The sequence below is a fragment of the Pelagibacterium halotolerans B2 genome, from assembly GCF_000230555.1.
In the GTDB taxonomy this organism is placed as follows: Bacteria; Pseudomonadota; Alphaproteobacteria; order Rhizobiales; family Devosiaceae; genus Pelagibacterium; species Pelagibacterium halotolerans.
The window spans coordinates 2,347,617-2,372,913 of record NC_016078.1 but is presented as its reverse complement, the minus strand read 5'-3'; the positions used below and the strand labels follow the sequence as shown (position 1 = coordinate 2,372,913).

The window sequence follows — 25,297 nt, the reverse complement described above, 5'->3', positions numbered from 1 at the left end:
CCACTGTGCCTGGGTCAGAGACCGAGCTCCAAGCCGACCGTCTCGCGCCATTTGGCTTCGCACTCGGCAAAGACCGCGTTGCACTGCTCGGCCCAGACCGGCAGGGACACTTCACCCACTGCTGCGGCGACGGTTGCCACATCCGTATCGGAGACCGGCGCCTGCTTGAGGCTGTAGGAGGTTGCCAGCGAGCATGGCGTTTCGCCGCTGTTGCAGCGCATGGCATCAGCATAGAGTTCTTCGGAATAGGTCCAGATGTCGTCAGTCAGGGCCGTGATCGCCGTCTGGAGCTTGTCCTGGTCCTCGGCAGACATGGCGTTCCACTTGTCGAGGTTAATAGCATAGCCGTTGACTGCCATTTGCAGGGCCAGAGGTAGAACCGTGGTCGTGGCTTCCGGCCAGCCGCCCGAATTGGCCGATGCTGGGCCGGTGACCGCACAATCGACGACGCCGCGCGCCAGTGATTGCTGCACTTCGCCAAAGGGCATCGGAACACCGGTTGCGCCCAGGCCCGCCATGAAATTGGCAGCACTCTGGTCGCCGACGCGAACCTTGAGGCCCTGGAGGTCCGCGAGCCCGGAGATTTCCGGCTTGCAGAAGATGATCTGGGGACCGGCAGGCCAGACGCCGAGCAGCTTGGCATTGAACTGGGTCTGTAGGCGCTGGTCGACGGTGTCGTAGAAGGCGTCGATATGGGCGCGGCCGCTTTCATAGCTGGTGTTGAGGCCGATCAGGTCCATGCCCAGGATCGAGGGTTCGTCACGGCTCACCTGCGGACCGCGAATGGAGACGATGTCGAACAGGCCCGACTTGAGAACCCGCAGGCCATCGGAATCCGGAATGCCGGCGACATCGACCGGCAGATACTGCACGGACACGTCGAGACCGGCATTCTCGGCGAGCGCCTCGAAGAAGGGCTGCTCCTTGTTCTGGGCGATGAGCCCCGAACCGGCCGGCTGGCCAAGCACCTTGAACGACAGCGACTGCGCATAGGCGGCGGGAACGAACAGCGTGGCGACGGCCAAGGCTGTCAGGATCGAACGGTTGATCATATCAATTGCCTTCCTGGTTAGTGCCGCGATCGATCTGGAGGTCCGCGCGGCGGTCTATTCCTGAAGCCCCAAAGGGCAGCCAACCGCTCTGGCTGGCTCGTCAAGCAATGCAGGTTTCATGCCAGAAGTATAAGAAATCGAGATTTCATAGACTTATCAGGGAGATAACACAACAGACGGTGAAATTCTGATTTCGTGCGCTGGTGGAGTTCTGACTACAGTTTCAGCACATGTGTGGGCTGCTGCCAATTTGGGCGGCAGTCAGAGCTCGTTGAGACTGTCATTGGCCGCTTCGATACGGCGTAGCCGGGCTCGGCCGGTTGAGGCCGACAGGTCGATAGTGCGTGCAATCAGCACATGGCACAGGGCCATCACCGAGACATGGTTGAACAGCGGGCCGCTCGAGGCCGTATGGCAACGCAGGTGCCAGCGTGCGCGACGATCGGGCTCCAGTCCCTCATCGGTCACATAGGCCAGCGGCGCCCTGCTCGCGGCCAGATAGTCCAGCAAGGCTTCCATGCCCGCGACACGCCTGCGCAACCCAAAGACAACAACGCAATCATCGGCGGAGACGCTCGCCAGATGCTCCCCCAGCGTTTCGCCACCACCCGGGATCGCCACGACATTTTCGATGACCTGGGTCAGTTGCCAGCGCAGATAGTCGGCCAGCGGATGGCTGGCACGGAAGCCCACGATCCAAACCTTGCGCGCGCCAAGCATGGCCTTGGCCATCGCATCGATCTCGGCCTGGGGTATGGTCGTGAACGTCTGGTCGAGGTTGGCTTTACTCTGTTCAATAGCTGCCAGCAGCGATGCTTCGGGATGCGTGTCGCCAGGATGGCTGAGAAACAGGCGTGACCCAGACCGTTGGTCTTCACGGGCATGACGCCGCGCTTCGTCGTAGCTGGCATAATCCAGCCGACGCACGAAGCGCGACACAGTGGCCTTGGAGACATTAGCCAGTCGCGCCAGTTCCTGGGCATCATAGCTCGCCAGTTCGCCGGGAAAGTCGCAGAGGAATTCGCCCAACCGTCGTTCGGCAGGATGCAACTCAGGCAGTGCGGCACGAATGCGACCGAGGAAAGTCTTCGGCAATGTCTGTTTCACGCGCGCGCCCCTGAAACTGCGGTTTCATCGACGCTAGCGCAGAGAGCGGCCGCGATAAAGGGGCTTCTGCAATCGGGGCCCGCTATCGCGGGCAAAGGATGGTCTTACACGCGCCGTATTCTGGTCGCTCCGCGATTCGGGCGCAAATCCTGAAAACAGATAGCCCGATATCGGCCCCAAATCGAAAAGCCTGGAGGCACTCGCTTCTTGGTCATTCCCGAATTTGGTTATTGCGCTCGGAAACTGTCCGTCTTTCAAATCGGCAACGAGCAGATTGACTGGAAGCTCGATCTACTGGCCGGCAGTTGCTCTGCCATGCGGCCTTCACTCTCTTAACGGTCGAAAGGCGTATTGGCCAAACGCAATAGTCACGACTTCTGACGGTCGAATTGTTGCCTAACAGGCCGGGGGCGGCTATCAGCACGGGGGCAGTCAGGAGAAACTTGTGTCTTCGGCCAGAAAACGAATGGGAGCGCCACTCGGGCCGCGGGCCGTCAATATCGCCGAGACGCGTGAGCGGATTCTGCGCGCGGCGACGGACCAGTTCGCCCAGCATGGCTATACGGGTGCGCGGGTGGATGCGATCTGCAAGGCTGCCGATGTAAATGCCAGGATGGTCTATCACTATTTCACCGACAAGGCCGGGCTTTACGTTGCCGTGCTTGAAAAGGTGCTCGGTGAGCTGAGGGCCGAAGAGCTCAAGCTCGATGTTTCGGCGACCGCGCCATTGTCGGGCCTTATGACGATGTTCGATTTCATCTTCGGGCATTTTGCGCGTCACCCCGAACTGATCCGCCTGCTCTCTTCGGAAAATCTGATGCAGGGGGAATTCCTGAAAAATTCCTCTGCCACGCCGCAAGCGGCTTCGCCCGTTGTCGAGCATATCGACACGCTGCTCCGGCGCGGGGAGGAGGATGGCAGTATTCGTGCCGGGATCAATGCGCTGCACCTTTATATCGTCATGGTCGCGCTTTCTTATTTCTACAAATCCAACGCCTATACGCTTTCCATCATCTGGAACGAACAGCTCCTTTCGCAATCCTGGCAGGATGAGCACTATCGGCTCGCGCGAGATGTTCTCGAAAGTTTCCTGGCGCCGCTGCCGCGCGCTTAGGCGCGCCCTTCAACCGATGCAAAATTAGGCAGATCCTGCGCATTTGCTGTGCAGGGAGCGGAATCTTTCGTGTCCTGGGGCCGATCCTGCACCGGGCCGCCGCGGAAATGCATGCCGCTAAATGATTTAAGTATATAGATTTTTACTATTTGACGCAGGCATGCGGATTGCAAGGACATGGATTGGCATCAGGGTTGCATTAGTAAGCGTGTAATTACTTTTCGACATCCCAAGGAAACTTTCATCATGAACATAAGCGCCTCCCGAAAGCTGGTTATTGCAACGCTTGCCGCCCTCGCCTTTCCCTTGCCGGTCATGGCGCAGACCGATCCCGACAAGATAGGATTCATTTATGTGGGTCCGGTCGCGGATTATGGCTACAACATGTCGATGGATCTCGGGCGCATTTATCTCGAGGAAAATCTCGAAGGCATCGAGACCACGGCGATCGAGAACATCCCCGAATCGGCCGAAGTCGAGCAGGTGATGGAACGGCTCGTGAATTCAGGTCACGGCATCATCTTTGCAACGAGCTATGGCTATCTCGACTACGCGATCTCGCTCGGTGAACACTATCCGGACGTGAAATTTCTTCATGCGGGCGGTCTCAAAACGTCAGCCAATGTCGGCACCTATTGGGCAGACAGCGACGATGGCATGTATCTGGCCGGCAAGGTCGCAGGTGAAATGTCGGAGACGGGGAAGCTCGGCTTCGTCGGCGCCTTCCAGATCCCGCAGCGTTTCCGCTCCATCAATGCGTTCACACTGGGTGCCCAATCGGTGAACCCGGACGCCACGGTTACCGTGGTCTGGACTGGCGGCTGGTGGGAGCCGCAAAAGGAAGCCGGGCCGTCAATGCCTTTGCCGATGAAGGCATCGACGTGATCGCCGACCAGTTCGATAGCCCGATCACTATTGCCCAGACGGCAGAGCAGCGGGGTGTCTATGTCATCGGCAAGGACGTCGATGTCATGGATCGCGCACCCGAGGCGGTTTTAACCGGCGTCTCCTGGAACTGGGGTCCGATGATGCTCGATCTGGTCGAGGAAATTCACGCCGGCACCTGGGAGCCGAGCCCTGTGCGCTCCGATCTGGCCGGTGGCGCCGCCGTTCTCGATCCCTTCAACGATGTGATTCCCGCCGATTTCCAGGCGGAATTCTCGAACTCAAGGACGCGATCATTGCTGGTGAATTCGACATATGGTCCGGCCCGATCACGGCCCAGGACGGAACTCTTATGGCCGGTGAAGGCGAGGCGCTGGATATGGAAGCGGTCGAAACCATGAGCTTCCTTGTCGAAGGCGTTATCGGTTCGACCAACTGACCTCCGTTGAGGAAGCGGCGGCTCCCGGCCGGGGCCGCATAACGCCCGAATAGAACCCGCAGACAAAAGCAGTATTGTCATGACCGCCGAACCCAAACCTGAACCCGCCGAACCGCTCCTGATGGGGCATGATGCCAGCCAGGGCTGGTTGGTAACCGACACCCATGTCGATATGAGCCGCCCATCCAGGACCTATCGCCCGCTCGATATCGATGCCGAGCCGCAATCGATCACCATCGATGCCAGCAAGACAGCGCTGCTGATCGTCGACATGCAGAATGACTTTTGCACCGAAGGGGGGTGGCTGCATTCACGCGGCATCGACATTACGCCCAACCGCAAACCGATTTTACCGCTCAAATCCATGATCGAGGTGGGGCGGCAGGCGGGGATACCCGTTGTTTGGGTCAATTGGGGGGTGCGCAAAGATCTCCTCAACATCGCGCCCTCTCTCCAGCATGCGCACAATCCGCATGCCAATGAGACCAATCTTGGCCAGCCAGTGCCCGGCACGCGATCGGAAGTGATTGCCAGGGGAAGTTGGGGTGCCGAGGTGGTTGACGAGATCAATCCCGGGACGGCCGATTACCAGATCACCAAGCACCGGTTCAGCGCATTCTGCGACTGCGAGACCGATGCCGTGTTGCGCAATCTCGGTGTGCGGACCTTGCTCATTGCCGGGGTCAATATGGATCAATGCGTGATGACGACGCTCGAGTTCCGGAGTCTTCTGTAATGGCCGGAATGGTGATCAGTCCTCATCCGCTTGCGACGCGGGCCGGGGAGGAGGTCTTGGCCAAAGGCGGTAGCGCAATCGAGGCCGCGATTGCGGTCAATGCGATGATGGCGGTGGTTTATCCCCATTTCTGCGGCATTGGCGGAGACGCGGTCTGGCTGGTTTCGGATGGGCGGGGCAACGAAACGGCATTCATGGGAATCGGGCAGGCGATCCGCAATGGAGACGCGACGGGCCCCATACCGATTCGCGGTCCGCGCTCTGCACTGACAACAGCAGCGGTGGTCGACAGCTGGGCGCATGCGCTGGCGCACTGGCCAGCGTGGCATTCGCTCGGCGACCTCATCGCCCCTGCGATCGAAACCGCCGCCAAGGGGTTTGGGGTTTCATCGTCGCAAGCCTATTGGCGCAGTCTGAGAGCGGGAGAGACGGTCAACTGGTCCGGGTTTGATGCTCTATTTGGGCCGGGCGAAATCAGCATCCAACCGCAGTTGGCCCGCACGCTCGAAGCCATCGCGACCGACGGCGCCCGGAGTTTTTACGAAGGGGCGTTGGCCGACCGGATCGTTGCAGGTCTCAATACGGCAGGCGTGCCAATTGCCCATGCCGATCTTGCGGAGACGCGGACGCGCAGCGTTGCGCCTATCGGTATCGATTATCGCGGGCTACGGCTTCTCGCGCCGCCTGCGCCGACACAAGGAATGACGACGCTTGGCATCATGGGCATCCTCTCCCATTTCGATTTTTCGTCGATAATCGAGGATAGCGCGGAGCATGTTCATCTGGTTGTCGAAGCGGTAAAGCGCGCTTTTCTTGACCGGCCAAAAATCGCAGACCCCGATGGCCAGACCCTCGATCTCGACAGTTTGCTCGATCCTGTGCGGCTGCGGGCCAAGGCCGACAGCATCGGTGGCAGTGCAATGGAGTGGCCGCACAGGTTTGCGCCCGCCGACACTGTATACTTCGCCGCTGTTGATGGGGAGGGGCGGTGTGCCTCCGTTCTCCAGAGCATCTATTTCGACTGGGGGAGCGGGGTCGTTGCGGGCGATACCGGCATTCTCTGGCAGAACCGGGGAGCCGCGTTCGATCCCGACCCCGATCATGTGAATGGCTTTCGACCAGGCAAACGGCCCTTTTATACGCTCAATCCCGGAATGGCGCTGTGCGACGGCAAGCCGTACCTGCTTTACGGAACGCAAGGGGCCGATGGGCAGCCGCAAACACTCGCCATGCTGCTCACCCGTCTCATCGACTATGGCCGATCATCGGCTGAGGCATTGGCGGGGGGGCGATTTCTTCTCGGTCGGACCTTTTCCGACAGCCGCGATACGCTCAAGCTCGAAGGGCAGTTCTCCAAAGCGGTGTTTGAACAGTTGTCGCGGCGCGGCCATGAGGTCAGCCCTATCCCCGCATTCAGCCCGCTGGCGGGGCAGGCCGGTGTCGTCAGCATGTTTGAAAACGGTGGATTGTCTGGTGCGCATGATCCGCGTGGCTGATCAAGCTTGGAGCCAGAGAACCTCTGCGGCACTATACCATGTCCGCGTTCGGGCGCAGCCGCGTCGAAAGCAGATCGTCCGGTAACGGCCCCAATCCAGTCAGACAGACAGCATACCTGCGTCGCCAAAAGCCGCGAGAACAATCGGAGCCGGTAGCGTATCTCCGGTAGGTGTGGGGATTGGCTGTAGCGGTCCTCCGCTGCCAAATCCGGCTAGAGTGCAAAATCGCGGTTCTCGGCGAAATCGCGCCCCCTGGCCAGTGTGCCTGATGGTAGCGGCCGATGGACATGAGACCATGCCATGCATGGTGAATGGCGACCGAGACTGTAGAACGCTGAATCGGCTGGTTCTTCGGCCCGCCGCCGAACCTGAGATGATGGCGCGCGGGCGGCGGTTGCACCTCAACGGAAATGCGCTCCTTTTTGCCCGCCCATCTCGGTGCAACGACAATGGCGCCCTACCGCTTTCGCGCCTTACGTCATTGTCGACCCGAACCAGCAGGTATATGTCATTTGACGCACGATAGCCCGAGAGCGAGACAGACGTGGACACCAAATCGCTGCGCTATTTTGTTCAGGTCGTTCGCTCCAAGAGCTTCAGCAAGGCGGCCACCGAGCTGCGGATTGCCCAGCCGGCCATCAGTCGTCAGGTGCAAAAGCTCGAGCACGAACTGGGGACTCAACTGCTCCACCGCCATGGCAAGGGGGTTGAACTCACCAAGGCCGGCTTCATGCTCATGGAACGCGCCGAGGCGGTTCTGAGCCTGCTCGAGCAGACCCGCGACCACATTGCGGGAGGTAATGAGCTGGCGGTGGGTAACGTCGTGCTCGGCCTGCCGCCCATGGCCGGGGCGCAACTGGCGCCGCCGATCGTTGAATACTATCGGCGCACCTGGCCCCAGATTGCCCTGCACCTTCTCGAAGGCGGGTCCAATTCGCTGCACGAATGGATTCTCGATCGCCGCATCGATCTTGCCGTGTTGCACAATCCAGTCCCTCTCGATGATCTCGATATCGAGCCGATCCTTTACGAAAATACCGTCTTAGTCGGCCCCGGCCGCAAAGCCCACGGTAGCCTTCCCCGCATCGGCGCATCCATTTCGGTCGGCGAAATGAGCGATTTGCCGCTCATCATGCCCGCGCTTCCGCACGCCAATCGCCGTCTTCTGGAAAATGCCGCCGCCCAGTTCGGCGTCCATCTCAATTTCAAGACCGAAGTCGACAGCATCGGGCTGATCAAGGCCATGATCCGCTATGGCCTCGGGTTCACCGTCGCCACCTATTCGAGCGTGCAAAAAGACGTCGCGCTGGGCGAGATGCAGGCCTATCCCATCGATAAGCCGCCGCTTGTTTCGACCCTGGCCATCGTGCGGCGGCGCGAAATGCGCGGCTCGTGGTTGACCAACGAACTGGCCGCCACCGTACGCCGGACATTGTCCGACCTGATTGGTGCGGGCGAATGGAAGGGCGGTCAAATGCACCGCCATGGTGATGTCGAATAGCTATGCCGAAACGGCATTGATATGTTGGCCAAAATTATATTGGACCAACCTGCTCCCAGCATGCAACCTCTGCATATTGCTGACCTCGCCGCAATAATTCGGCTCGGTCCAGACACCATGCATGCGACATAACCGTCGTTCGATGCATGTACGGCATAGCTTTGGGAGAAGCCGTGCCTGACAGCCATCCACGGGAGGATTGAAGTGAAATCGTTCGTTACCCTTGCCCTTGGCGTATCCATCGCCACCCTGAGCGCTGCGGCGTCGGCACAGGAATACCCCACCCAGGCCATTCGCATGGTCGTTCCGTTCTCTGCTGGCGGCCCGGCCGATACGATCGCGCGCGTCGTCAGTCAGAAGATGGGCGAAATTCTCGGTCAGCCGATCGTTATCGAAAATCGCGGCGGTGCCGGCGGCGTCATTGGCACCGACCTGGTCGCCAAGGGTGCTCCCGATGGCTACCTCATCGGCATGAGCAGTGCCGGCGCGCTTGCCATCAGCGCCAGCGTTCAGCAAACCATGCCCTATGATGCAACCACCGACTTCGCGCCGGTAACGCTGCTGGCCAGCGTGCCCGAGTTGCTCGTGGTCAATGACGGCGTCGAGGCGGAAACGTTCGACGAGTTGCTTGAATTGGCGCGTGCCGAGCCCGGTGCGCTGAACTTTGCCTCCTCCGGCCCCGGCTCGATGCCGCATCTGGCTGGAGAGTTGCTCAATATCGCTGCCGAGATCGAGGCGGTGCACGTTCCCTATGCGGGCGCGGCTCCCGCGGTGACGGATCTGCTGGGCGGGCAGGTCCAGTTCATGTTTGCCGATATTCCCGTCCTGCTGCCCCACGTTCAGGAAGGCACGTTGCGTGCTCTGGCCGTCGGTAGCGCCGAGCGTACCGGCACGCTTCCCGATGTGGCTACCACCGCTGAATTGGGCATGCCCGATGTTACCGCCGAAAACTGGTACGGCATCGTCGCCCCTCCAGGCACCCCTGAAGATGTCGTCGCCACGCTCAACGCGGCCATTGTCGAAGCGCTCGCCGACGAAGGTGTCGCCGAGACCCTTGGCAGCCAGGGCGCAAACCTGATCGGGTCGAGCCCGCAAGAGTTCGGCGACTACATCGCCAGCGAAACCGAAAAGTGGGCCGAGGTCGTCGAAGTCTCGGGTGCCATGGACCAGTAGGTCCGTCCAGAGGACCGGGCTTGTCGGCCCGGTCCAGCCATTGGAGCTATGCAATGAAAATTCTCGCTGTTTCGGCTCTCGCGCTTGCGATGGCCCCGATCGGGCTGGGCGCGTTTGCCCAGGACTATCCCAGCCAGCCCATCCGCATGATCGTCCCCTTTGCCGCCGGTGGTCCCAACGACACCGTTGCCCGGCTCATTTCCCCAAAACTGTCCGAATTGCTCGGCCAGCCAGTCGTCATCGAGAACCGTGGCGGGGCAGGGGGCGTGATAGGGACGGATTTGGTGGCCAAAGCCGAGCCCGACGGCTATCTCATCGGTATATCGAGCGCCGGCGCCCTGGCCATCAGTGCCAGCGTTCAGGCCACCATGCCCTATGACTCTCTGACCGATCTGACCCCGATCACCCTTTTGGGCAGCGTGCCCGAGCTGCTGGTCGCCAATCCCAATGTCGCGGTCGAGAGCTTTGACGAGCTTATCGCCTATGCAGCCGATAACCCCGGTATAATCAACTACGCATCTTCGGGCCCCGGCGGCATGCAGCATCTGGCCGGCGAGCTTCTCAATTTCGAGGCGGAGATTGATACCGTGCACGTGCCCTACAGCGGCGCGGCTCCGGCGGTCACCGATCTGCTGGGTGGCCAGGTCCAGATGATGTTCGCCGATCTTCCGGTCCTCTTGCCACATGTGGAAGCGGGCACTTTGCGCCCCCTCGCAGTGGGGAGCGCCCGGCGTGCGCCCACGCTGCCCGACGTTCCCACGACGGCTGAGTTGGGCTTCCCCGAGGTCGTTGCTGAAAACTGGTACGGCATCATCGCCCCCGCCGGCCTGCCCGAGGACGTGGCAACCCGTCTTCAGGATGCCTTCGTCGAGACGCTGAATGACGCCGGGGTGTCCGAAGCACTCGCTGCCCAGGGTATCAATGTCATCGCTTCGACCCCCGATGCCTTCGCCGACTATATGGCCGCCGAGACTGAAAAATGGGCCAGTGTTGTCGAGCTCTCGGGCGCCGTCGTCCAATAATCTCTCGGTTGGCGGCGCGTCGCCGTCGCCGGCCGGTTTCACCATGCAGTTTTCTTTGGGTTGTGGTTGATGTCTTCGTTCCGTCCCCTTGCCGTCGCAGACAAGATGGTTCTGCGCTCGTCTTCAACCTCGCCGTTCGGGCGCAAGGTACGGATGGTGCTCCACCTGCTCGGCCTTGCCGATCGATACGATCTGGTGATGGCCAGCACGGTTGATGAAGCCGATACGCTGCGCGACCAGAACCCGCTGGGCAAGATTCCCTGCCTGATCCTGCCCGATGGCCCTATCCTGTTCGACAGCCGCACCATCGTCGAATATCTGTGCGACCAGGTCTCCGGCCAGACCCTCTTTCCAACCGAGCCGCTCGAGTTGGCACTCATGCGCACCGATGTGGTTCTCGCCGACGGTGTTGCCGACGCTGCCCTTCTCATGGTCTATGAGGGGCGCTTTCGGGGGCCCGAGCAGAGGTCGGACATCTGGTTGGCCCATCAGCGCGGCAAGATCCTGCGCGCGCTCAACCATTTTGCCACCAACCCGCCGGTGCTCGACCCGCATTTGAGCGCGGCTGCCGTAAGTCTGAGCTGCGCGTTGGGTTATCTCGACTGGCGCAATCCGGTTGATTGGCGACCAGAATTTCCCACCCTTGTCGCCTGGCTCGACACCTTCGAGGCGCGCCATCCCGACCTTGCCGCCATGCGTCCCACAGCATCCCAGGGAGCTGCCTGATGCGTCTTTCGCCCCCCGATCCCCGCACTTTTTCCGACCGCCAGCGCGCCATACACGAGGCGATCGCTTCGGGTCCTCGCGGTGGTGTGCGGGGACCACTCGCGGTGTGGCTGCATCGCCCCGATCTCGCCGATCGAGCCCAAGCCTTGGGCGCCTATTGCCGCTACGACACGCTTCTCGAACCCGCACTGAGCGAGCTGGCCATCCTTGTCACCGCCCGCGTGTGGAGTTCGGAGTATGAGTGGGCCGCCCACAAGCCTTTCGCGCTAAAGGCGGGGCTGACTTCGGAAATCATCGACGCCATCCGCGACCGGCGCCAACCGGGATTTGCCGATACGCGTCAGGCCTGCGTCTATGCTGTGGCCAGCGAGCTCAACGCCACCCGCTTCCTCTCGCCTGCCACCTACGATGACGCCGTTGCAACGCTGGGCGAACAGGCTCTGGTCGATCTGATCGGTATTCTCGGCTATTACACCCTGATCTCGATGACCATCAACGCCTTCGAGGTTCCCGCACCCGAAGGCGCAACGCCCGAAATGACGGTTGGGGAGCGCGCGTCATGAGCCAGTCTCAGCCAAGCTACCATCCCGCACCCAGCGCCTCCAGCGTCACGCTGCCCAGGTTGTCCTGCGACACACACTGTCACGTCTTTGGTCCCCAGTCGCGCTTTCCCTATCCCGAGGGCGTCGCCTTCCGCCCCGCAGATGCTCCAAAAGAGCGTCTGTTCGCGCTTCACGATATGTTCGGCATAGAGCGCTGCGTCATCGTTCAATCGGGTTGTCACGGCTATGACAATAGCGCCATGCTCGAGGCCATGGCCGCTCGCCCCGGACGTTATCTCGGCATCGCGCTCGTGCCCATTGACGTTGCCGACGCAACTCTGGCCGATCTCGCAGCCCATGGCGTGCGCGGCGTGCGCTTCAATTTCATGCCTCATCTTGAGGTTGGCGCCTCGGCCCAGGATATCGTTGCCTTCAGTCACAGGCTCGCCGACTACGGCATGCACCTTCAGATCCACCTTGCGCCCCAGCTTATTGCCGAAACCGGCGCGATCTTGGCCGCGGCGGCGACGCCCGTCGTGATTGATCACATGGGGCGCATCGACGCCGCCGCCGGACCCGATCAGGAGCCCTTTTGCGCCTTGATGGACCTGATGGAAAACGAAAAGTTCCTGGTCAAGGTTAGCGGCAGCGAGCGCGCCTCGGCCAGGGGGGTCCCCTATGACGACGCCGTCCCCTTCGCCCGCCGGCTTGTCGAAACGTACCCCGACCGCGTTTTTTGGGGCACCGACTGGCCCCATCCCAATCTCGCCGGTGGCCCGCCCGACGATGGTGTACTTGTCGATCTCATTGCGCGGATCGCCCCCGATCCAGCACACCTGCGGGCACTTATGGTCGACAATCCCCAACGCTTTTATCGGTTTGAGGACTGATCCATGACGACAAGCCGACTGGAGGGTCGCATAGCCATTGTCACCGGCGCCGGGTGTGTGGGCACCGGGTGGGGCAATGGCCGTGCCGTGGCGGTACAACTCGCCCGCGAAGGCGCCAGGGTCCTGGCCACCGACATAGATACCGGCTCTCTTGAAGAGACCGTCGCCATGGCCGGAGCGGCGGGCGGTAACATTGAGGCGTTTTTTTGCGATGTCACCGATGAAGCTTCCATTCGCACAGCATTGAGCCATTGCGAAACCGTGCTCGGCGCGCCCGATATCCTGGTCAACAACGTCGGTGGCTCCGCGCCCGGCGGCGCGGCCGAACTCTCGCGCGAGGCCTGGGATCGCCAGATACTGTTCAACCTCACCAGCGTATTTCTCACCTGCAAAGCCGTTCTGCCGGGAATGCAGGCGCGCCAGCGCGGCGCCATCGTCAATCTCGCCTCGACCTCGGGCCTGCGCTATACCGGCGCTGCTCAGGCTGGCTACGCAGCCGCCAAAGCTGCCGTCATCCAGTTCTCCAAAGTCACCGCCGTTCAGTACGCGCCCTACGGAATCCGAGTGAACACCGTGGTGCCCGGACAACTCCACACCCCCATGGTCGAGAATCGGTTGGCTGGTCAGCGCGCCGGCGGCAATGTCGAGGCCTTGCTCGAATCGCGGGTCAAGCGCATCCCGCTCGGCTTCATGGGGGATGGCCGCGATACCGCGCAGGCTGTCGCCTATCTCGCATCCGATGACGCGCGCTTTGTCACCGGTACCGAAATCGTGCTCGATGGCGGCATGACCGCCCGCTGCGATTGAAGCCATCGCATTGAGGAGGAGACCATGACAATCAACAAGGTCGATCTGGTGGGAGGGCTGTGCCTGTTCGCGCTCGGTGCCGCCATCCTCGCCATCGCGCTTACCTATAACATCGGTTCGGCCACCCGCATGGGTCCCGGTTACTTTCCCATGGTTCTTGGGGGGCTTATGATGGGCCTCGCCGCGCTGATCGCGCTCGCTGCGTTGCGCCCCCGGGCCGCTGCGCCCGAGGGCGACGAGGAGCCGATCAACTTTTCCTGGCGCCCCGTGATCGCCGTGCTGCTCTCGATCGTGGGATTCATGGTCGGCATGGCCTATGGTGGCCTGCTGCCGGCGGTCTTTCTCACCGTCATCATCTCCTCGCTTGGCGACACCAAGAGCCGCTGGTTCGGCATTGCCGTGCTGTGCATCGCCCTGCCATTTGCCACCTGGCTTATCTTCTCGCGCGGTTTGGGCATGCCGATCCCGCTCATCAAGGTACCGTTCTGATGGATATGCTTGCCAACCTGGCCCTGGGCCTGCAGACAGCGTTCACCCCGGTCAATCTGCTCTATTGCTTTCTCGGCGTGTTTCTGGGGACCTTCATCGGTGTCTTGCCCGGCATTGGTTCGCTGGCCGCGGTCTCCATGCTCTTGCCGATCACGTTCTACATCGAACCGACAACCGCGCTCGTCATGCTCGCAGGCGTCTATTACGGCGCCGAATATGGCGGTTCGACCGCCTCGATCCTGCTCAATCTACCCGGTACGCCGTCCTCGGCCGTTACTTGCCTTGACGGCTATCCCATGGCGCAAAAAGGCCGGGCGGGGGTCGCGCTCTTTATCACCACGATCGCTTCGTTCGTGGGCGGCTCCATCGGTATTCTCCTGCTCATGGCGTTTTCGCCGCTTCTGAGTCAGGTGGCGCTGGCCTTCGGACCGGCGGAATACTTCGCGCTCATGGCGCTGGGCCTGATCGCGGCCGCCGGGGTCACCCAGAATTCGCCGCTCAAGGGCATCGCCATGGTGGTGCTTGGCCTGGTGTTGGGCTCGGTCGGCGCCGACGTCAACACCGGCATCACCCGCTACACCTTCGGGCTCATCGAACTTTACGACGGCATCAGCCTGGTCGCGCTCGCCATGGGCCTGTTCGGCGTCGCCGAAATCATTGCCTCGATCCGCGATGGCGACCGCAAGCTGATGAGCGACAAGATCACTTTGCGTTCGATGCTCCCGGCCAAGGGCGAGGGGCGCCAGGTGGCGCTGCCGATCCTGCGCGGTGCCGGCATCGGCAGTTTTTTCGGTGCCTTGCCCGGCGCGGGCCAGTCGATCGCCTCGTTCATCGGCTATGCCGTCGAAAAGAAGGTCGCAAAGGATCCTTCCCGGTTCGGCAAGGGGGCCATCGAGGGGCTCGCATCCCCTGAATCGGCCAACAACGCTGCCGTGCAGACCGCCTTCATCCCCACCCTGACCCTGGGCATTCCCGGCTCGGCCACCATGGCGCTCATGCTCGGTGCGCTGCTTATCCACGGCATCACCCCGGGGCCCGGTCTGATGGCCAACAACCCCGACATCTTCTGGGGACTGGTGATGAGTTTCTGGATCGGCAACATCATGCTGCTCATCCTCAACATCCCGCTGATCGGCATCTGGGTGCGGCTGCTCAAGATACCCTATCAGTATCTTTATCCGGCCATCCTCGTCCTCATCTGCATTGGTGTTTACGCACTCAATTACAGCCTCTTCGAGGTCGGCATGGTGCTCGGCTTCGGGGCCTTGGGCTACGCCATGCGTCTTTTGCGGTTCGAACCGGCGCCATTGCTGATCGGGTTTGTTCTCGGCCCGATGATGGAGGAGAATCTGCGCCGCGCCATGCTCCTTGCTCGCGGAGACCCGATGGTCCTCGTCAGTCGGCCCATCAGCGGTACGCTCTTGGCGATTACCCTGGTTTTGCTCGCTTTCATGCTGGTCTCGGTCTTTCGCCGTAAGCGTGTTCCCCTGGTCCAATAGGCGGCATTTTTGCAGGAGAGGCCAGCCGGGCGGCGGCTGCGCGTCCGTGAATTTGGTTTGTTCGTCCGACAGGGCGATTGCGTGGCTGTTGCGCGCACCGCGCTGGAACAACGGCCGGGCTGCGCTGGATATCTGGCAATGCCGGTATCGACCTGGGCTAGAGCGTGTCCAGCAAGAGTGGAAACGGTTTTGCGGTTCGGACACGCGATAAAACAAAGGCTTAGAGCCAAGGATTTGATTCAATCAAATCCTGAACGGCTCTAAGATGAGGAGCCGAAGGGTCGTTCAGGGGCGCGCCACGTCCGATTGGCGGCTGGCAATGGCGCCGCAGACGATGACGATGCCACAGCCGAGCAGTGTCAAAGCGTCGAGAACCTCGCTGAAAAAGGCCAGCCCTAAGATCACTGCCCAAACGATTTGCGAGTAGGAGATCGGAGCGACGTCGGCAATCCTGCCGAGCCTGTATGCGGCAAGCACTGCAGCGTGGCCGGCCAGCCAGCACGCAACCATGGCCAGCGTTGCCGGAAGCAGGACGGCTTCGGGAGGCTCGAAACGGCCCGCGACGATGCAAACGGCCGCGAAGCCTGAAAGCGTTGCGTAAACGAGGGTGGTATCGAAACGATCTCCCCGAGCTTGTGTTGGGCGGGTCAGGATTGCTGCGATGGCCCAGCACAGCGCAGACCCGAACGGCAGGAGCATCGATGGATCGGGACCGATCAGGTCGGGCCTCGCCACCATCGCGACGCCGCCCAGGCTGCCGAGCAGGCAAGCCGTGCGGAGCATGCCAATGCGCTCTCCAAGCAAGGTGGCAGACAGAAGCGTTACGATTATGGGGGAAACGAAGACCAGCGTCGTTGCCTCGGCGACTGGCATGAGCGCCAGCGCCGAAATGAGCATCGCCGTCGCCCCGAACATCAGGAGGCCCCGCATAATCTGAAGTCCGGGGGCACGCGATCTGAGCGACGCCGGACGGATCATGATGAAAGGGATGAGGACAAGCACGGCGCCGAGATATCGGTATCGGGCCAATTGGAAAGCGGAGATATCGCCTACCAGCATCTTGGCGAAAACGTCGGAGAGGGCGAACGACAGCATTGCCAAAAGGGCCAGGACGATTTGAGGCAGCCGTCTGCCGTGCCGTTTTACAATCGTCGCATGTTGGATTTCGGTGCTGTCCGCCATGGCCTCGTCTCGCAAGGGGCCTCCAACTTCTTCACGATTGAAACGAGCAATGGGGGAGGTTGTTGCTCGATAATATATTATTCTGCATATTGCAATATATATGAATTGAGCCTGAGATTGATACGGCAGTGGGCAGCGGCTGCCGCGGGTGGCCCACTGGAGTCGATTTCACATTTTGCCCAGGAACAGCGAAGAGGGAGTTGAATTAGCATATTACTTCATATACGAAACTATATACCAATCGTGAGGCCCTTCGAGCGTCACGGATGTGCAGCACTTAACGGAGCATAAAGTGACTATCTTCGGGCAGCCCCATCACATCTGCATCCTGGTTCGGGATATCGACCGGGCTGAGACCTATTACAACAGCATCGGCATCGGCCCCTGGTACGACTACGAAAAGGGCACCAGCTACCTCGAATTCGAGGTTCCGAACCGCGAGGCGTCTGCGAGGATGAAATATCGCTGCGCTGATCTGGGGGCGCTGCAACTCCAGCTTTGCGACCCGGGCGAGATGGATTCGCCGCAGCGCAGGTTTCTCGATGAGCATGGGGAAGGGGTATATCACATTGGCTTTGAAGTCCCTGACCGGGACGCTGCCGAGGCCGAGGGGCGCGCTCTCGGAATGGATGTCATTGCGCGCGGCAAGCGCGAGGATGGATCGGGCTTTTGCTATTTCGATACGCAGGCAAAAGCCGGGGTCGTGCTTGAAGTGCGTAGAACCCAAGGCGGACCGAAGCGCATCAAAAAGGCGCTTGCAGAGTCAGAATAGGTCTTGATTCGTATATGAAACAATATACGATAATATGTACGGCGTTCACGGCGCCGTAATGCTACGGGGCTCAAGCCCGCGAATGAAATCGAGGTTGTTTATGTACTATTTCGGATACTGCACCTGGTTGGACGATGCGGAATTGCGTCGGTTCATGCCCAATGCGGAGCAGGTCACCCATGCGATAGCGCCCAATCACCGCCTGACGTTCCATGCGGCGGGTGAGCGGACCGATCGTGGCTGGTGCCATTTCAACAGCACATGCTCGGCAGCGTGGGGAACCACAGTGCATGGCATCGTCTTCAAGCACGACCATATGCACTTCAAGGACGATTACGACGATTTCGAACGGTGCACGGTCACTGTTATCGGCGACGACGGCAAGACTTATGACTGTTGGACCTATCGGCTTACCCAGCCGGGTATCGCCATGCGGCCGCCCAATTACTACTGGGACCATATCCCCAAGGGCATGCGCGATCACGGCTTTCCCCAAGACTACATACAGTCGGTGCTCGACACGTACGAGGCCGCTGCGCCTTGTCCGGATGCAGACCGGCCCAACCCATCGGCCATACCAGGGAAATCGGCTGCTTCACGGTAGGTGCTGAGGGGCGCCACCAGACATTCAAAGGAGAGGAAAATGGACTATATCAGGAGTGCATCGGGGCTCGTCGCTATGACACTGGGGCTATGCCTTGGCGTTGCGACGGCCAACGCGCAGGACAATATGGGCGTCGAGTTACTGCCCGACGATATCAGGGATGCCGGCGTTTTGAACGTCGGGTCGCAGCAGACGTTTCCGCCTGTCGAGTACAAGGAGCCCGGTGCGAGCGAAGTCGTCGGTGTGAGCGCCGACCTCCTGGCGGAAATCTCAAGCCGTCTCGGTCTTGAACTCAACTATATCCATGGCGAATACGCTTCACTTATTCCCGGCCTCGAATCTCAACGGTTCGATGTCGCCTCGGGCGGCATCAGCGACACGCTTGAACGCGAACAAACTGTAGATTTCGTCAATTACATGATGTCCGGTGGCTCCATCCTCGTCAGGGCGGAGGACGCCGAAAGCTACCAGACCATCGCCGATTTCTGCGGCGGCACCGTCGCCATGCTGCTTGGCAGCAACACGATTATGGCTGCGCTCGAAACTGCCAATCAGGAATGCGAGGCGGCGGGCGAAGAGCCGTTCACCATCGACCAGCTTCCATCGGCGCCGGATGCGCGTGCGCAACTCGACCTGGGTCGTGTCGATGGCTATCTCGGCGATTTTCCGGCCCTTGTCTATTTCATCTCCAACGCGCCTGGCGACTATGCGATCGCGGGTGGCAACTATATCCTGACGCCGTACGTCACCTCCTGGGCCTTCTCCAAGGAGGACACGGCGCTGCGTGATGCGGTGCAGGCGACCGCCCAGGCCATGCTCGAGGATGGCACCTATCGCGACCTGCTGGCAAAGTGGGGTCTGGAGGGCGGCGCCCTTCCTGAAATTACTGTCAACCTTCCTGCAAGTGAGAGGAACTGACGATTGTCGGCCAGCGTGATTGCCGAACCCGGCCCGGTTCGGATTGTTCGCCGGCGGCGCTGGGGAGCCTGGCTCCTCGGCGCTGTCACACTTGCGATCCTTGGGTTGCTCGCTATAGCTGCGGTGCGCGCCGAGATCATGAGCCTGGAGGTCTTTTTCACCTATCTGACCAGCGGCCAGGTTCTGATCGGCGCCGGAAATGCGGTCCTTGTTGGAACGGTTGCGATGGCGGTTGCTGTCGTGGTTGGCCTGATCGTGGCTCTTATGCGGCTAAGCGGAAACCCGATCCTGAGTTCGCTCGCGGCTACATTTGTCTACTTCTTCCGCGGCACGCCGATGCTGATTCAGATCCTTTTCTGGTACAATGCGTTCCCGACGATGTTCCCGCGGCTGGAAATCGGTTTGCCCTTTAGCGGGGACCTCCTTTTCAGCGCCCCGATGCCTGTCCTTGTAACCCCGTTTATCGCGGCGGTGTTGGGGTTGGGCCTGGCCGAGGGCGCCTATATGAGCGAGATCATCCGCGGTGGCATTCTCGCCGTTGATAAGGGGCAGCGCTCCGCCGCGCGGGCAATCGGCATGCGTCACGGACAGGTGCTATGGCAGGTCGTTATTCCCCAGGCGGCACGGATCATCATTCCCGCGACGGGGAATCAATATATCATGCTGCTCAAATCCACCTCGCTGGCGTCGGTCATCGGATTCCTCGAACTGCTGCGTATCACTCAGGGCATCTATTCGGCCAATTTCCGGGTCGTGGAACTGCTGGCGGTGGCCGCGTTCTGGTATCTTGCGATGACGGCGGTCGTGACGGTCATCCAGACGATCCTTGAAAAGACGTTTCCGGTGAGGTGAGGCAAATGAACATGATTGCTACCGATCAAACCATCGTCGTTTCCGGTCTCAGGAAGTCCTTCGGCCCGCTTGAGGTTCTGAAAGGCATATCATTCAGCGTTCAGACGGGCGAGGTTATCGCCCTTCTGGGCCCTTCGGGTTCGGGGAAATCGACTCTGTTGCGCTGTCTGAACCATCTCGAGGAAATCAATGGTGGACGCGTCTACGTCAACGGCCAAATGATCGGTTACCGCGAGGAGGGTGGCGCCTTGAAACAGCTTTCCGACAAGACGATAAGTGCCCAGCGCAAGTCCATCGGCATGGTTTTTCAGAGCTTCAATCTCTTCCGGCACATGACCGCTGTCCAAAACGTTGCATCCGGGCCGCGCTTTGTCCTGGGCCGCAGCCGGGACGAGGCGGAGGCGCGGGCGCTCGAACTGCTCGACAAGGTGGGGCTGCGCCAGAAGGCCAGCTCTTATCCGGGAGAACTCTCGGGCGGGCAACAGCAACGCGTCGCCATCGCACGGGCTCTTGCGCTCGATCCCAAGGTAATGCTGTTCGACGAGCCGACAAGTGCGCTCGATCCCGAACTTTCGCAGGAAGTGGTTGCGACCATCAAAACACTGGCTGATGAAGGGCAAACAATGTTGATCGCGACCCACGAGATGGCTATTGCAAAAGGGTGTGCGGACCGTGTCTTCTTCATGGTCGATGGTGAGATGGTTGAAGACTCGCCAGCGGCCGAGTTCTTTGCAAATCCTCAGCACGAGCGGAGTCGTCAGTTCTTAGCGCTGCACACCAATTGAGGGTATGCGATACATGACTTCAATACCACCGATCGGAAAATCGTCCGGCCATGCACTTCTCGCCGCCGATGTGCATGCGCTTCTGCGCAACCGCATCATTTCGCTTGAGATCAAGCAAGGTTCGAGGTTGGTCGAGGACGAGATCTCCCGCGAAATCAATGTCGGGCGGACACCGGTCCGCGAGGCCCTGCTGCGGCTCGAGGGAGAAGGGCTCGTCAGCCGCCAGCGGCGTGGCTGGCTGATCGAGGCGACAAACCCGGCAAATGCCCGCTTCATCTTCGAGACGCGCATCAGTACGGAAAGCTACGCCACCCGGCTGGCGGCGCAACGCGGGTCCAGCCAGCAGAAGAAGCGCCTGATATCTCTGATGAGCAAGATGGATAACTACAAGGAGATCTCGCGCGCTGAACTCAATCGTCTGGACAGGACGTTCCACGAGACGATCGTTGCCATGGCGGCCAACCCTCTGCTGGCGGAAATGCACGAGCGAACACAGTTCCATTACTGGAATCTTCGTCTACCGATTTTCTTCAATGAGGAGCAGACGGTGGCTTCGAATGCGCAGCATCGCAGCATATTCGAAGCACTTGAGAGCGGCGATCCCGAGGCAGCGGAAAAGGCTGCGAGGGACCACATCGAAACAACGTCCAACATCGTCCGTGAGGCGCTGGAGTCGATGTGAGCATACCCAGCTTCGAGGGCACATACAGTCACTTTTTCCCCGGCCATAAGGGCGTTGTCGATACCGCGCTATCCGATAAAGGGCCTGACCAGGAAGTGCGGGTATTGTTTTCGGATGGCGCTGTGGCGCGTGGCACCTGCCGGCCGTGCGGCGAGGGGCAATGCAGGCTCGACCTGGAACCATACCGCACGGCCGCCGGAACCGAAATCGGTGCAAAAAGCTGGCTTGTCGAACTTTCTCCGATGGGCGACGGGCGGATGCTGTACCGGATCGTGTCCCACTGGCAGCGGTAGGTCTAAGCCCACGCGCTTTTCGGCGCGACTACTTTATAATAACAGTCCGAAATGTCAGGGATACCCGCCGCCCACGTGCAATTTTGCTGCCGTCGACGATGTCGGACTTGCGTGCAGGAATTCCATGAGTCCAGTTGAACCGCGCTTGATGACTCAGCGCCAGCAGACTGCGGGGTGCAAGAAAATGGGCCGCAGTGCGTCCGGATTGGACGTGTGCAAATTCCATCGCACAGGCAGAGCCGAGGCTGAGAGATGCGACGGTTTCGCCAAAGCAGGGCTCGCAATCCACGTGAGCGGCGATGCCTTGGCCAGGCAGATACTCATTGATGATCACCTGATCAGGCTGCGTCTGGAAAACGCCATCTTGCCGGAGTCGGTTTGCAAGGATGCTCAGCCAATCCGGTAAAGGGCCAAGGGAGGACTCCCTGGTTACGCGCCGGCTCTTGTAATCGTAGCGAAAGCCATAATGTTGAACGCGCCGCTTGAGATCCCCGAGCCATGCGGACCGATCAATAGTATTCAAGAGCATGGCCTCATGCGTCTCGTCGACATAGTCGGGCATATAGCGGGCATCGGGTGGCAACATGGAAACCTCGCATCCGGCAATTGCGGGAGCAGCTTGTCGACCTGGCCGTGCGACTGCTTTTCCCTCAGCCATGTTCCTTCATCGTTGCTCTGAGATAACGCAGGAATTTTTCAGCCGAGCTTGAAAGTGTCCAGTCGTTCCGGGTCGCGTAATAAACGGGAAATCGGGTTTCCGCTTCTATGGGAATGGCGCGCAAACGATCGGCCCCGATTCCGGCGATGGAAAAGGAATCGAGCACGGCCACGCCCACATGGCGCTCGACAAGCGAAATCACCGTCGAGCCGAACCGCGCCTTGATCGGCACGTGAATGTCGAGATTGGCCCGTTCGAACAACTCTGCCATGATCCGACCGTAGGGATCGTTCGGATCGATGCCGATCAACGAATAGCGGGCAATCTCCTCCACAGTTATGCTTTCGTAACCGGCACACGGATGGTCGGGCGGGACGACGAATTTGAGACTGCCATGAGCCAGCGGGGTAAAGCTTAGCGCCGGATGGGAGAGCCTATAGCTCATCAAGACCATTTCGCCGCGCTGCAAGAGCAGATAGTCGATCGCTTCCTCGATCTTGAGCAATTCGATATTGAGCGCAATGCTGGGCATGGCGTTGCGCATGGCAGCGACCGCGTTGGGCACCATTGCGTTGGCGATGGAGGGAACAGACCCCAGATGGAGTTCGACATCCTCGCCCGAATTGAGCTTTGAAAGGACGTATCCGAGATCGTCCACCTTCCGGTGGATTTCATTGATCTGGCGGAATATTCCGGTGGCCTCGGGCGCGGGGGTATAGCGGCCGGCGCGGCGGACAAACAGCTTGAGGCCCAACGACGCCTCAATATGCTTCATGGCCCGGCTGATCCCCGGTTGCGCGACATTGAGCAGCTTGGCCGCACCGGCCACGGAACCCGAAACGGCGATCGCGCGAACGATTTCGATCTGGCGTAGCGTCAGCATGGGGTTCCATAACAGTATGTTATATCTTCGTTATAAGTAGATATTTGTGTTAGTCAATTGCTGCAATTAGTGTGGATCGGAGTTGTGCCCGGCTGGCCGCAGGATGGAGAAGCAGCATGAAAACCTCGATCGCGACGGTTTCGATCAGTGGGGATCTGCGGGAGAAGCTGGCGGCAATTGCCGCGGCGGGGTTTGACGGCATCGAGATTTTCGAGAACGATTTCCTGGCGTTCGATGGCGGGCCACGGGAAGTGGGTCGAATGGTCCGGGATCACGGGCTCGAAATTGCCCTGTTCCAGCCGTTCCGTGACTTTGAAGGTTTGCCCGAGCCCGAACGCGGCCGGGCTTTCGACCGGGCCGAACGCAAGTTCGATGTCATGGAGGAACTTGGCACCGATCTTGTACTTGTATGCTCGAATGTTTCGCCTGCCGCGCTGGGTGGGATCGACAGGGCGGCAGCCGACCTGCGTGACCTGGGCGAGCGCGCCAGGAAGCGCGGCTTGCGGATCGGCTATGAGGCGCTGGCCTGGGGGCGCCATGTCAACGACCATCGCGATGCCTGGGAGATCGTGCGGCGTGCCGACCATGCCAATGTCGGGCTGATCGTGGACAGCTTCCACACCATAGCGCGCAAGGTCGATCCCCAAACCATCCGCTCGGTGCCGGGCGACAAGATTTTCTTTGTCCAGTTGGCCGATGCACCGATGATCGACATGGACTTGCTCTATTGGAGCCGGCACTTCCGTACCATGCCCGGGCAGGGCGACCTCGATGTTACAGGGTTTGCGGCGGCCGTGGCCGCCACCGGCTATGACGGCATGTGGTCGCTGGAGATATTCAACGACCAGTTCCGGGGCGGCTCACCCGGTACAATTGCGGCGGATGGGCACCGGTCGCTCATTGCGCTAATGGATGCGGTGCGGCGGGGTGAGCCCCAGATCAAGACCGAGTTGGCGCCCATGCCCGCTCCGATTGCCGTGGAGGGTGTCGAGTTTATCGAATTCGCCGCCAACGAAACCGAAGCAGAAGACCTGAAGGCACTGCTGGCTTCTATGGGCTTTGCCCACGCCGGACGTCACATCGCCAAACATGTCGATCTCTACCGCAATGGCGGGGTCAATATCGTCATCAACACCGAGCGTGAAGGCTTTGCGCACTCGGCCTATCTCATGCACGGCACCTGCGTGTGTGATATCGGGCTCAAGGTCGAGGACGCACAAGCGACCGTCGAACGTGCCAGGGCGCTGGGGGCGGAGCCGTTCGAACAACCGGTCGGTCCGGGGGAGCTCAAGATTCCGGCAATCCGCGGAGTCGGCGGTGGGTTGATGCATTTCGTCGATGGCAAGAGCGAACTGGCCAAGGTTTGGGAGACTGAATTCACCCCGGTCGCTTTGCGCGATAGCCCCGATATGGGGATCACCCACATCGATCACATCGGCCAGACCATGAACTACGAGGAACTGCTCACCTGGCTGCTGTTCTACACGACGCTTTTCGATACGCACAAAACCCCAATGCTCGATGTCGTCGATCCGGCAGGTCTGGTGCGCAGTCAGGTCATCGAAAACGAAAAAGGCAGCATCAGGTTCACGCTAAACGGGGCGGACCAGCGTTCGACGCTGGCCGGGCATTTCATCTCGGAAAGTTTCGGATCTTCGGTACAGCACATCGCCTTTGCGTCGTCCGATATCTTCAAGACTGCCGCGGCGCTCAGGGCCACTGGTTTTGCCTTCCTTGAAATCTCCCCCAACTATTTCGCGGACCTGCAGGCCCGGTTCGGGTTGGAGGACGAATTCGTCGGCCAGCTCAGGGCCAGCAATATCCTGTATGACCGCGACGGTCAGGGGGAGTATTTCCAGCTCTATTCCTCGCTTTATGGTGACGGGTTCTTCTTCGAGATCGTCGAACGCCGCAACGGCTATGACGGCTATGGTGCGCCCAACGCCCAATTCAGGATCGCGGCACAGAAACGAAGCCTCAGGGACAAGCACATACCGGCGCGCTAGGCCGCTCTCTTTCCTGCCCTGCAATGACGGCTGTCGGACGCCTCGTCTTGTGTCCGGCTGGAACCGGTCGATGGCGGATCCGTCCGCGTTCTTTCAATATCCTCGGATGGTCAAGGGGCATTGCCACATGATTGTCAGCGGACTTCGGAGACATTGGGCAGCGCTGCGCATAAATATGATTGCA

At 60.3% G+C, this 25,297-nt stretch carries 25 protein-coding genes and 1 pseudogene; 21 read left to right on the top strand and 5 right to left on the bottom strand.

The annotated features are described in order from the left end of the window. Positions 1-14 precede the first annotated feature (14 nt). Together KKY_RS11585 and KKY_RS11580 are read right to left on the bottom strand one after the other, a co-directional pair. Positions 15-1,052, bottom strand: coding sequence for a TRAP transporter substrate-binding protein (locus KKY_RS11585; protein ID WP_014131540.1), 1,038 nt, complete (start codon positions 1,050-1,052; stop codon positions 15-17). A gap of 261 nt (positions 1,053-1,313) precedes the next feature. Continuing rightward, positions 1,314-2,159 carry a MurR/RpiR family transcriptional regulator gene (locus KKY_RS11580; protein ID WP_014131539.1) on the bottom strand — a complete coding sequence of 282 codons (846 nt, stop codon included), beginning with the start codon at positions 2,157-2,159 and terminating at the stop codon, positions 1,314-1,316. A 466-nt stretch (positions 2,160-2,625) separates the two neighbouring features. Between KKY_RS11580 and KKY_RS11575 the strand changes: the two genes are divergently transcribed. The 13 genes and pseudogenes from KKY_RS11575 to KKY_RS11515 all read left to right on the top strand — a co-directional run bounded on the left by KKY_RS11575 (position 2,626) and on the right by KKY_RS11515 (position 15,478). After that, complete coding sequence (locus tag KKY_RS11575; RefSeq protein ID WP_041528731.1) at positions 2,626-3,273, top strand: TetR/AcrR family transcriptional regulator; 648 nt, start codon at positions 2,626-2,628, stop codon at positions 3,271-3,273. A 177-nt stretch (positions 3,274-3,450) separates the two neighbouring features. After that, positions 3,451-4,559: pseudogene (locus tag KKY_RS21025) on the top strand (BMP family ABC transporter substrate-binding protein). Positions 4,560-4,676: 117 nt separating this feature from the next. Further along, a complete protein-coding gene (locus KKY_RS11565; protein WP_014131534.1) occupies positions 4,677-5,333 on the top strand; it encodes a cysteine hydrolase family protein in 657 nt (218 codons plus the stop codon). An 8-nt stretch (positions 5,334-5,341) separates the two neighbouring features. Continuing rightward, entirely contained in the window at positions 5,342-6,829 is a 1,488-nt protein-coding gene (locus KKY_RS11560; RefSeq protein WP_041529365.1) for a gamma-glutamyltransferase family protein, read from the top strand. Between the two features lie 544 nt (positions 6,830-7,373). Then, positions 7,374-8,330 (top strand): LysR family transcriptional regulator, encoded by a 957-nt coding sequence (locus tag KKY_RS11555; protein WP_014131532.1) that lies wholly within the window; start codon positions 7,374-7,376, stop codon positions 8,328-8,330. A 204-nt stretch (positions 8,331-8,534) separates the two neighbouring features. Continuing rightward, positions 8,535-9,503 (top strand): Bug family tripartite tricarboxylate transporter substrate binding protein, encoded by a 969-nt coding sequence (locus KKY_RS11550; RefSeq protein ID WP_014131530.1) that lies wholly within the window; start codon positions 8,535-8,537, stop codon positions 9,501-9,503. A 53-nt stretch (positions 9,504-9,556) separates the two neighbouring features. After that, entirely contained in the window at positions 9,557-10,525 is a 969-nt protein-coding gene (locus tag KKY_RS11545; protein WP_014131529.1) for a Bug family tripartite tricarboxylate transporter substrate binding protein, read from the top strand. Positions 10,526-10,594: 69 nt separating this feature from the next. Continuing rightward, positions 10,595-11,251, top strand: coding sequence for a glutathione S-transferase family protein (locus tag KKY_RS11540; protein ID WP_244404009.1), 657 nt, complete (start codon positions 10,595-10,597; stop codon positions 11,249-11,251). Next, positions 11,251-11,814 carry a carboxymuconolactone decarboxylase family protein gene (locus tag KKY_RS11535; RefSeq protein ID WP_014131527.1) on the top strand — a complete coding sequence of 188 codons (564 nt, stop codon included), beginning with the start codon at positions 11,251-11,253 and terminating at the stop codon, positions 11,812-11,814. The genes KKY_RS11540 and KKY_RS11535 overlap by 1 nt, the downstream gene beginning before the upstream one ends. Continuing rightward, on the top strand, positions 11,811-12,683 hold the full coding sequence (locus KKY_RS11530) for an amidohydrolase family protein (RefSeq protein ID WP_041528730.1): 873 nt from the start codon (positions 11,811-11,813) through the stop codon (positions 12,681-12,683). The genes KKY_RS11535 and KKY_RS11530 overlap by 4 nt, the downstream gene beginning before the upstream one ends. A gap of 3 nt (positions 12,684-12,686) precedes the next feature. Then, entirely contained in the window at positions 12,687-13,490 is an 804-nt protein-coding gene (locus KKY_RS11525; protein ID WP_014131525.1) for an SDR family NAD(P)-dependent oxidoreductase, read from the top strand. Between the two features lie 24 nt (positions 13,491-13,514). Then, on the top strand, positions 13,515-13,979 hold the full coding sequence (locus KKY_RS11520; RefSeq protein WP_014131524.1) for a tripartite tricarboxylate transporter TctB family protein: 465 nt from the start codon (positions 13,515-13,517) through the stop codon (positions 13,977-13,979). Further along, positions 13,979-15,478, top strand: coding sequence for a tripartite tricarboxylate transporter permease (locus KKY_RS11515; protein WP_014131523.1), 1,500 nt, complete (start codon positions 13,979-13,981; stop codon positions 15,476-15,478). Before KKY_RS11520 ends, KKY_RS11515 begins: the two co-directional genes overlap by 1 nt. 285 nt (positions 15,479-15,763) lie before the next feature. Here KKY_RS11515 and KKY_RS11510 read toward each other — a convergent pair whose 3' ends face one another. Then, the gene (locus tag KKY_RS11510; RefSeq protein ID WP_041528729.1) at positions 15,764-16,660 is read right to left on the bottom strand and encodes a DMT family transporter; all 897 of its coding nucleotides are present in this window, start codon (positions 16,658-16,660) and stop codon (positions 15,764-15,766) included. A gap of 292 nt (positions 16,661-16,952) precedes the next feature. Here KKY_RS11510 and KKY_RS11505 point away from each other — a divergent pair, with 292 nt between their 5' ends. The 7 genes from KKY_RS11505 (at position 16,953) to KKY_RS20310 (ending at position 21,566) form a co-directional block, all read left to right on the top strand. Next, positions 16,953-17,432, top strand: coding sequence for a VOC family protein (locus tag KKY_RS11505; RefSeq protein WP_014131521.1), 480 nt, complete (start codon positions 16,953-16,955; stop codon positions 17,430-17,432). Positions 17,433-17,532: 100 nt separating this feature from the next. Next, on the top strand, positions 17,533-18,036 hold the full coding sequence (locus KKY_RS11500; protein ID WP_014131520.1) for a gamma-glutamylcyclotransferase family protein: 504 nt from the start codon (positions 17,533-17,535) through the stop codon (positions 18,034-18,036). Between the two features lie 39 nt (positions 18,037-18,075). Continuing rightward, positions 18,076-18,954 (top strand): ABC transporter substrate-binding protein, encoded by an 879-nt coding sequence (locus KKY_RS19615; protein ID WP_014131519.1) that lies wholly within the window; start codon positions 18,076-18,078, stop codon positions 18,952-18,954. Positions 18,955-18,957: 3 nt separating this feature from the next. After that, positions 18,958-19,806, top strand: coding sequence for an amino acid ABC transporter permease (locus tag KKY_RS11490; protein WP_014131518.1), 849 nt, complete (start codon positions 18,958-18,960; stop codon positions 19,804-19,806). Positions 19,807-19,811: 5 nt separating this feature from the next. Beyond that, positions 19,812-20,591, top strand: a complete 780-nt coding sequence (locus KKY_RS11485; protein WP_014131517.1) for an amino acid ABC transporter ATP-binding protein — start codon at positions 19,812-19,814, stop codon at positions 20,589-20,591. Between the two features lie 13 nt (positions 20,592-20,604). Beyond that, positions 20,605-21,273 (top strand): GntR family transcriptional regulator, encoded by a 669-nt coding sequence (locus tag KKY_RS11480; RefSeq protein ID WP_014131516.1) that lies wholly within the window; start codon positions 20,605-20,607, stop codon positions 21,271-21,273. Then, on the top strand, positions 21,270-21,566 hold the full coding sequence (locus KKY_RS20310; protein ID WP_014131515.1) for a hypothetical protein: 297 nt from the start codon (positions 21,270-21,272) through the stop codon (positions 21,564-21,566). Before KKY_RS11480 ends, KKY_RS20310 begins: the two co-directional genes overlap by 4 nt. A gap of 28 nt (positions 21,567-21,594) precedes the next feature. Here the strand turns inward: KKY_RS20310 and KKY_RS20020 are convergent, their stop codons facing one another. After that, entirely contained in the window at positions 21,595-22,152 is a 558-nt protein-coding gene (locus KKY_RS20020) for an alpha-ketoglutarate-dependent dioxygenase AlkB (RefSeq protein WP_083824047.1), read from the bottom strand. A 64-nt stretch (positions 22,153-22,216) separates the two neighbouring features. After that, complete coding sequence (locus tag KKY_RS11465) at positions 22,217-23,107, bottom strand: LysR family transcriptional regulator (RefSeq protein ID WP_014131514.1); 891 nt, start codon at positions 23,105-23,107, stop codon at positions 22,217-22,219. Positions 23,108-23,223: 116 nt separating this feature from the next. Between KKY_RS11465 and KKY_RS11460 the strand changes: the two genes are divergently transcribed. After that, positions 23,224-25,113 carry a bifunctional sugar phosphate isomerase/epimerase/4-hydroxyphenylpyruvate dioxygenase family protein gene (locus KKY_RS11460; RefSeq protein WP_014131513.1) on the top strand — a complete coding sequence of 630 codons (1,890 nt, stop codon included), beginning with the start codon at positions 23,224-23,226 and terminating at the stop codon, positions 25,111-25,113. Positions 25,114-25,297 lie beyond the last annotated feature (184 nt).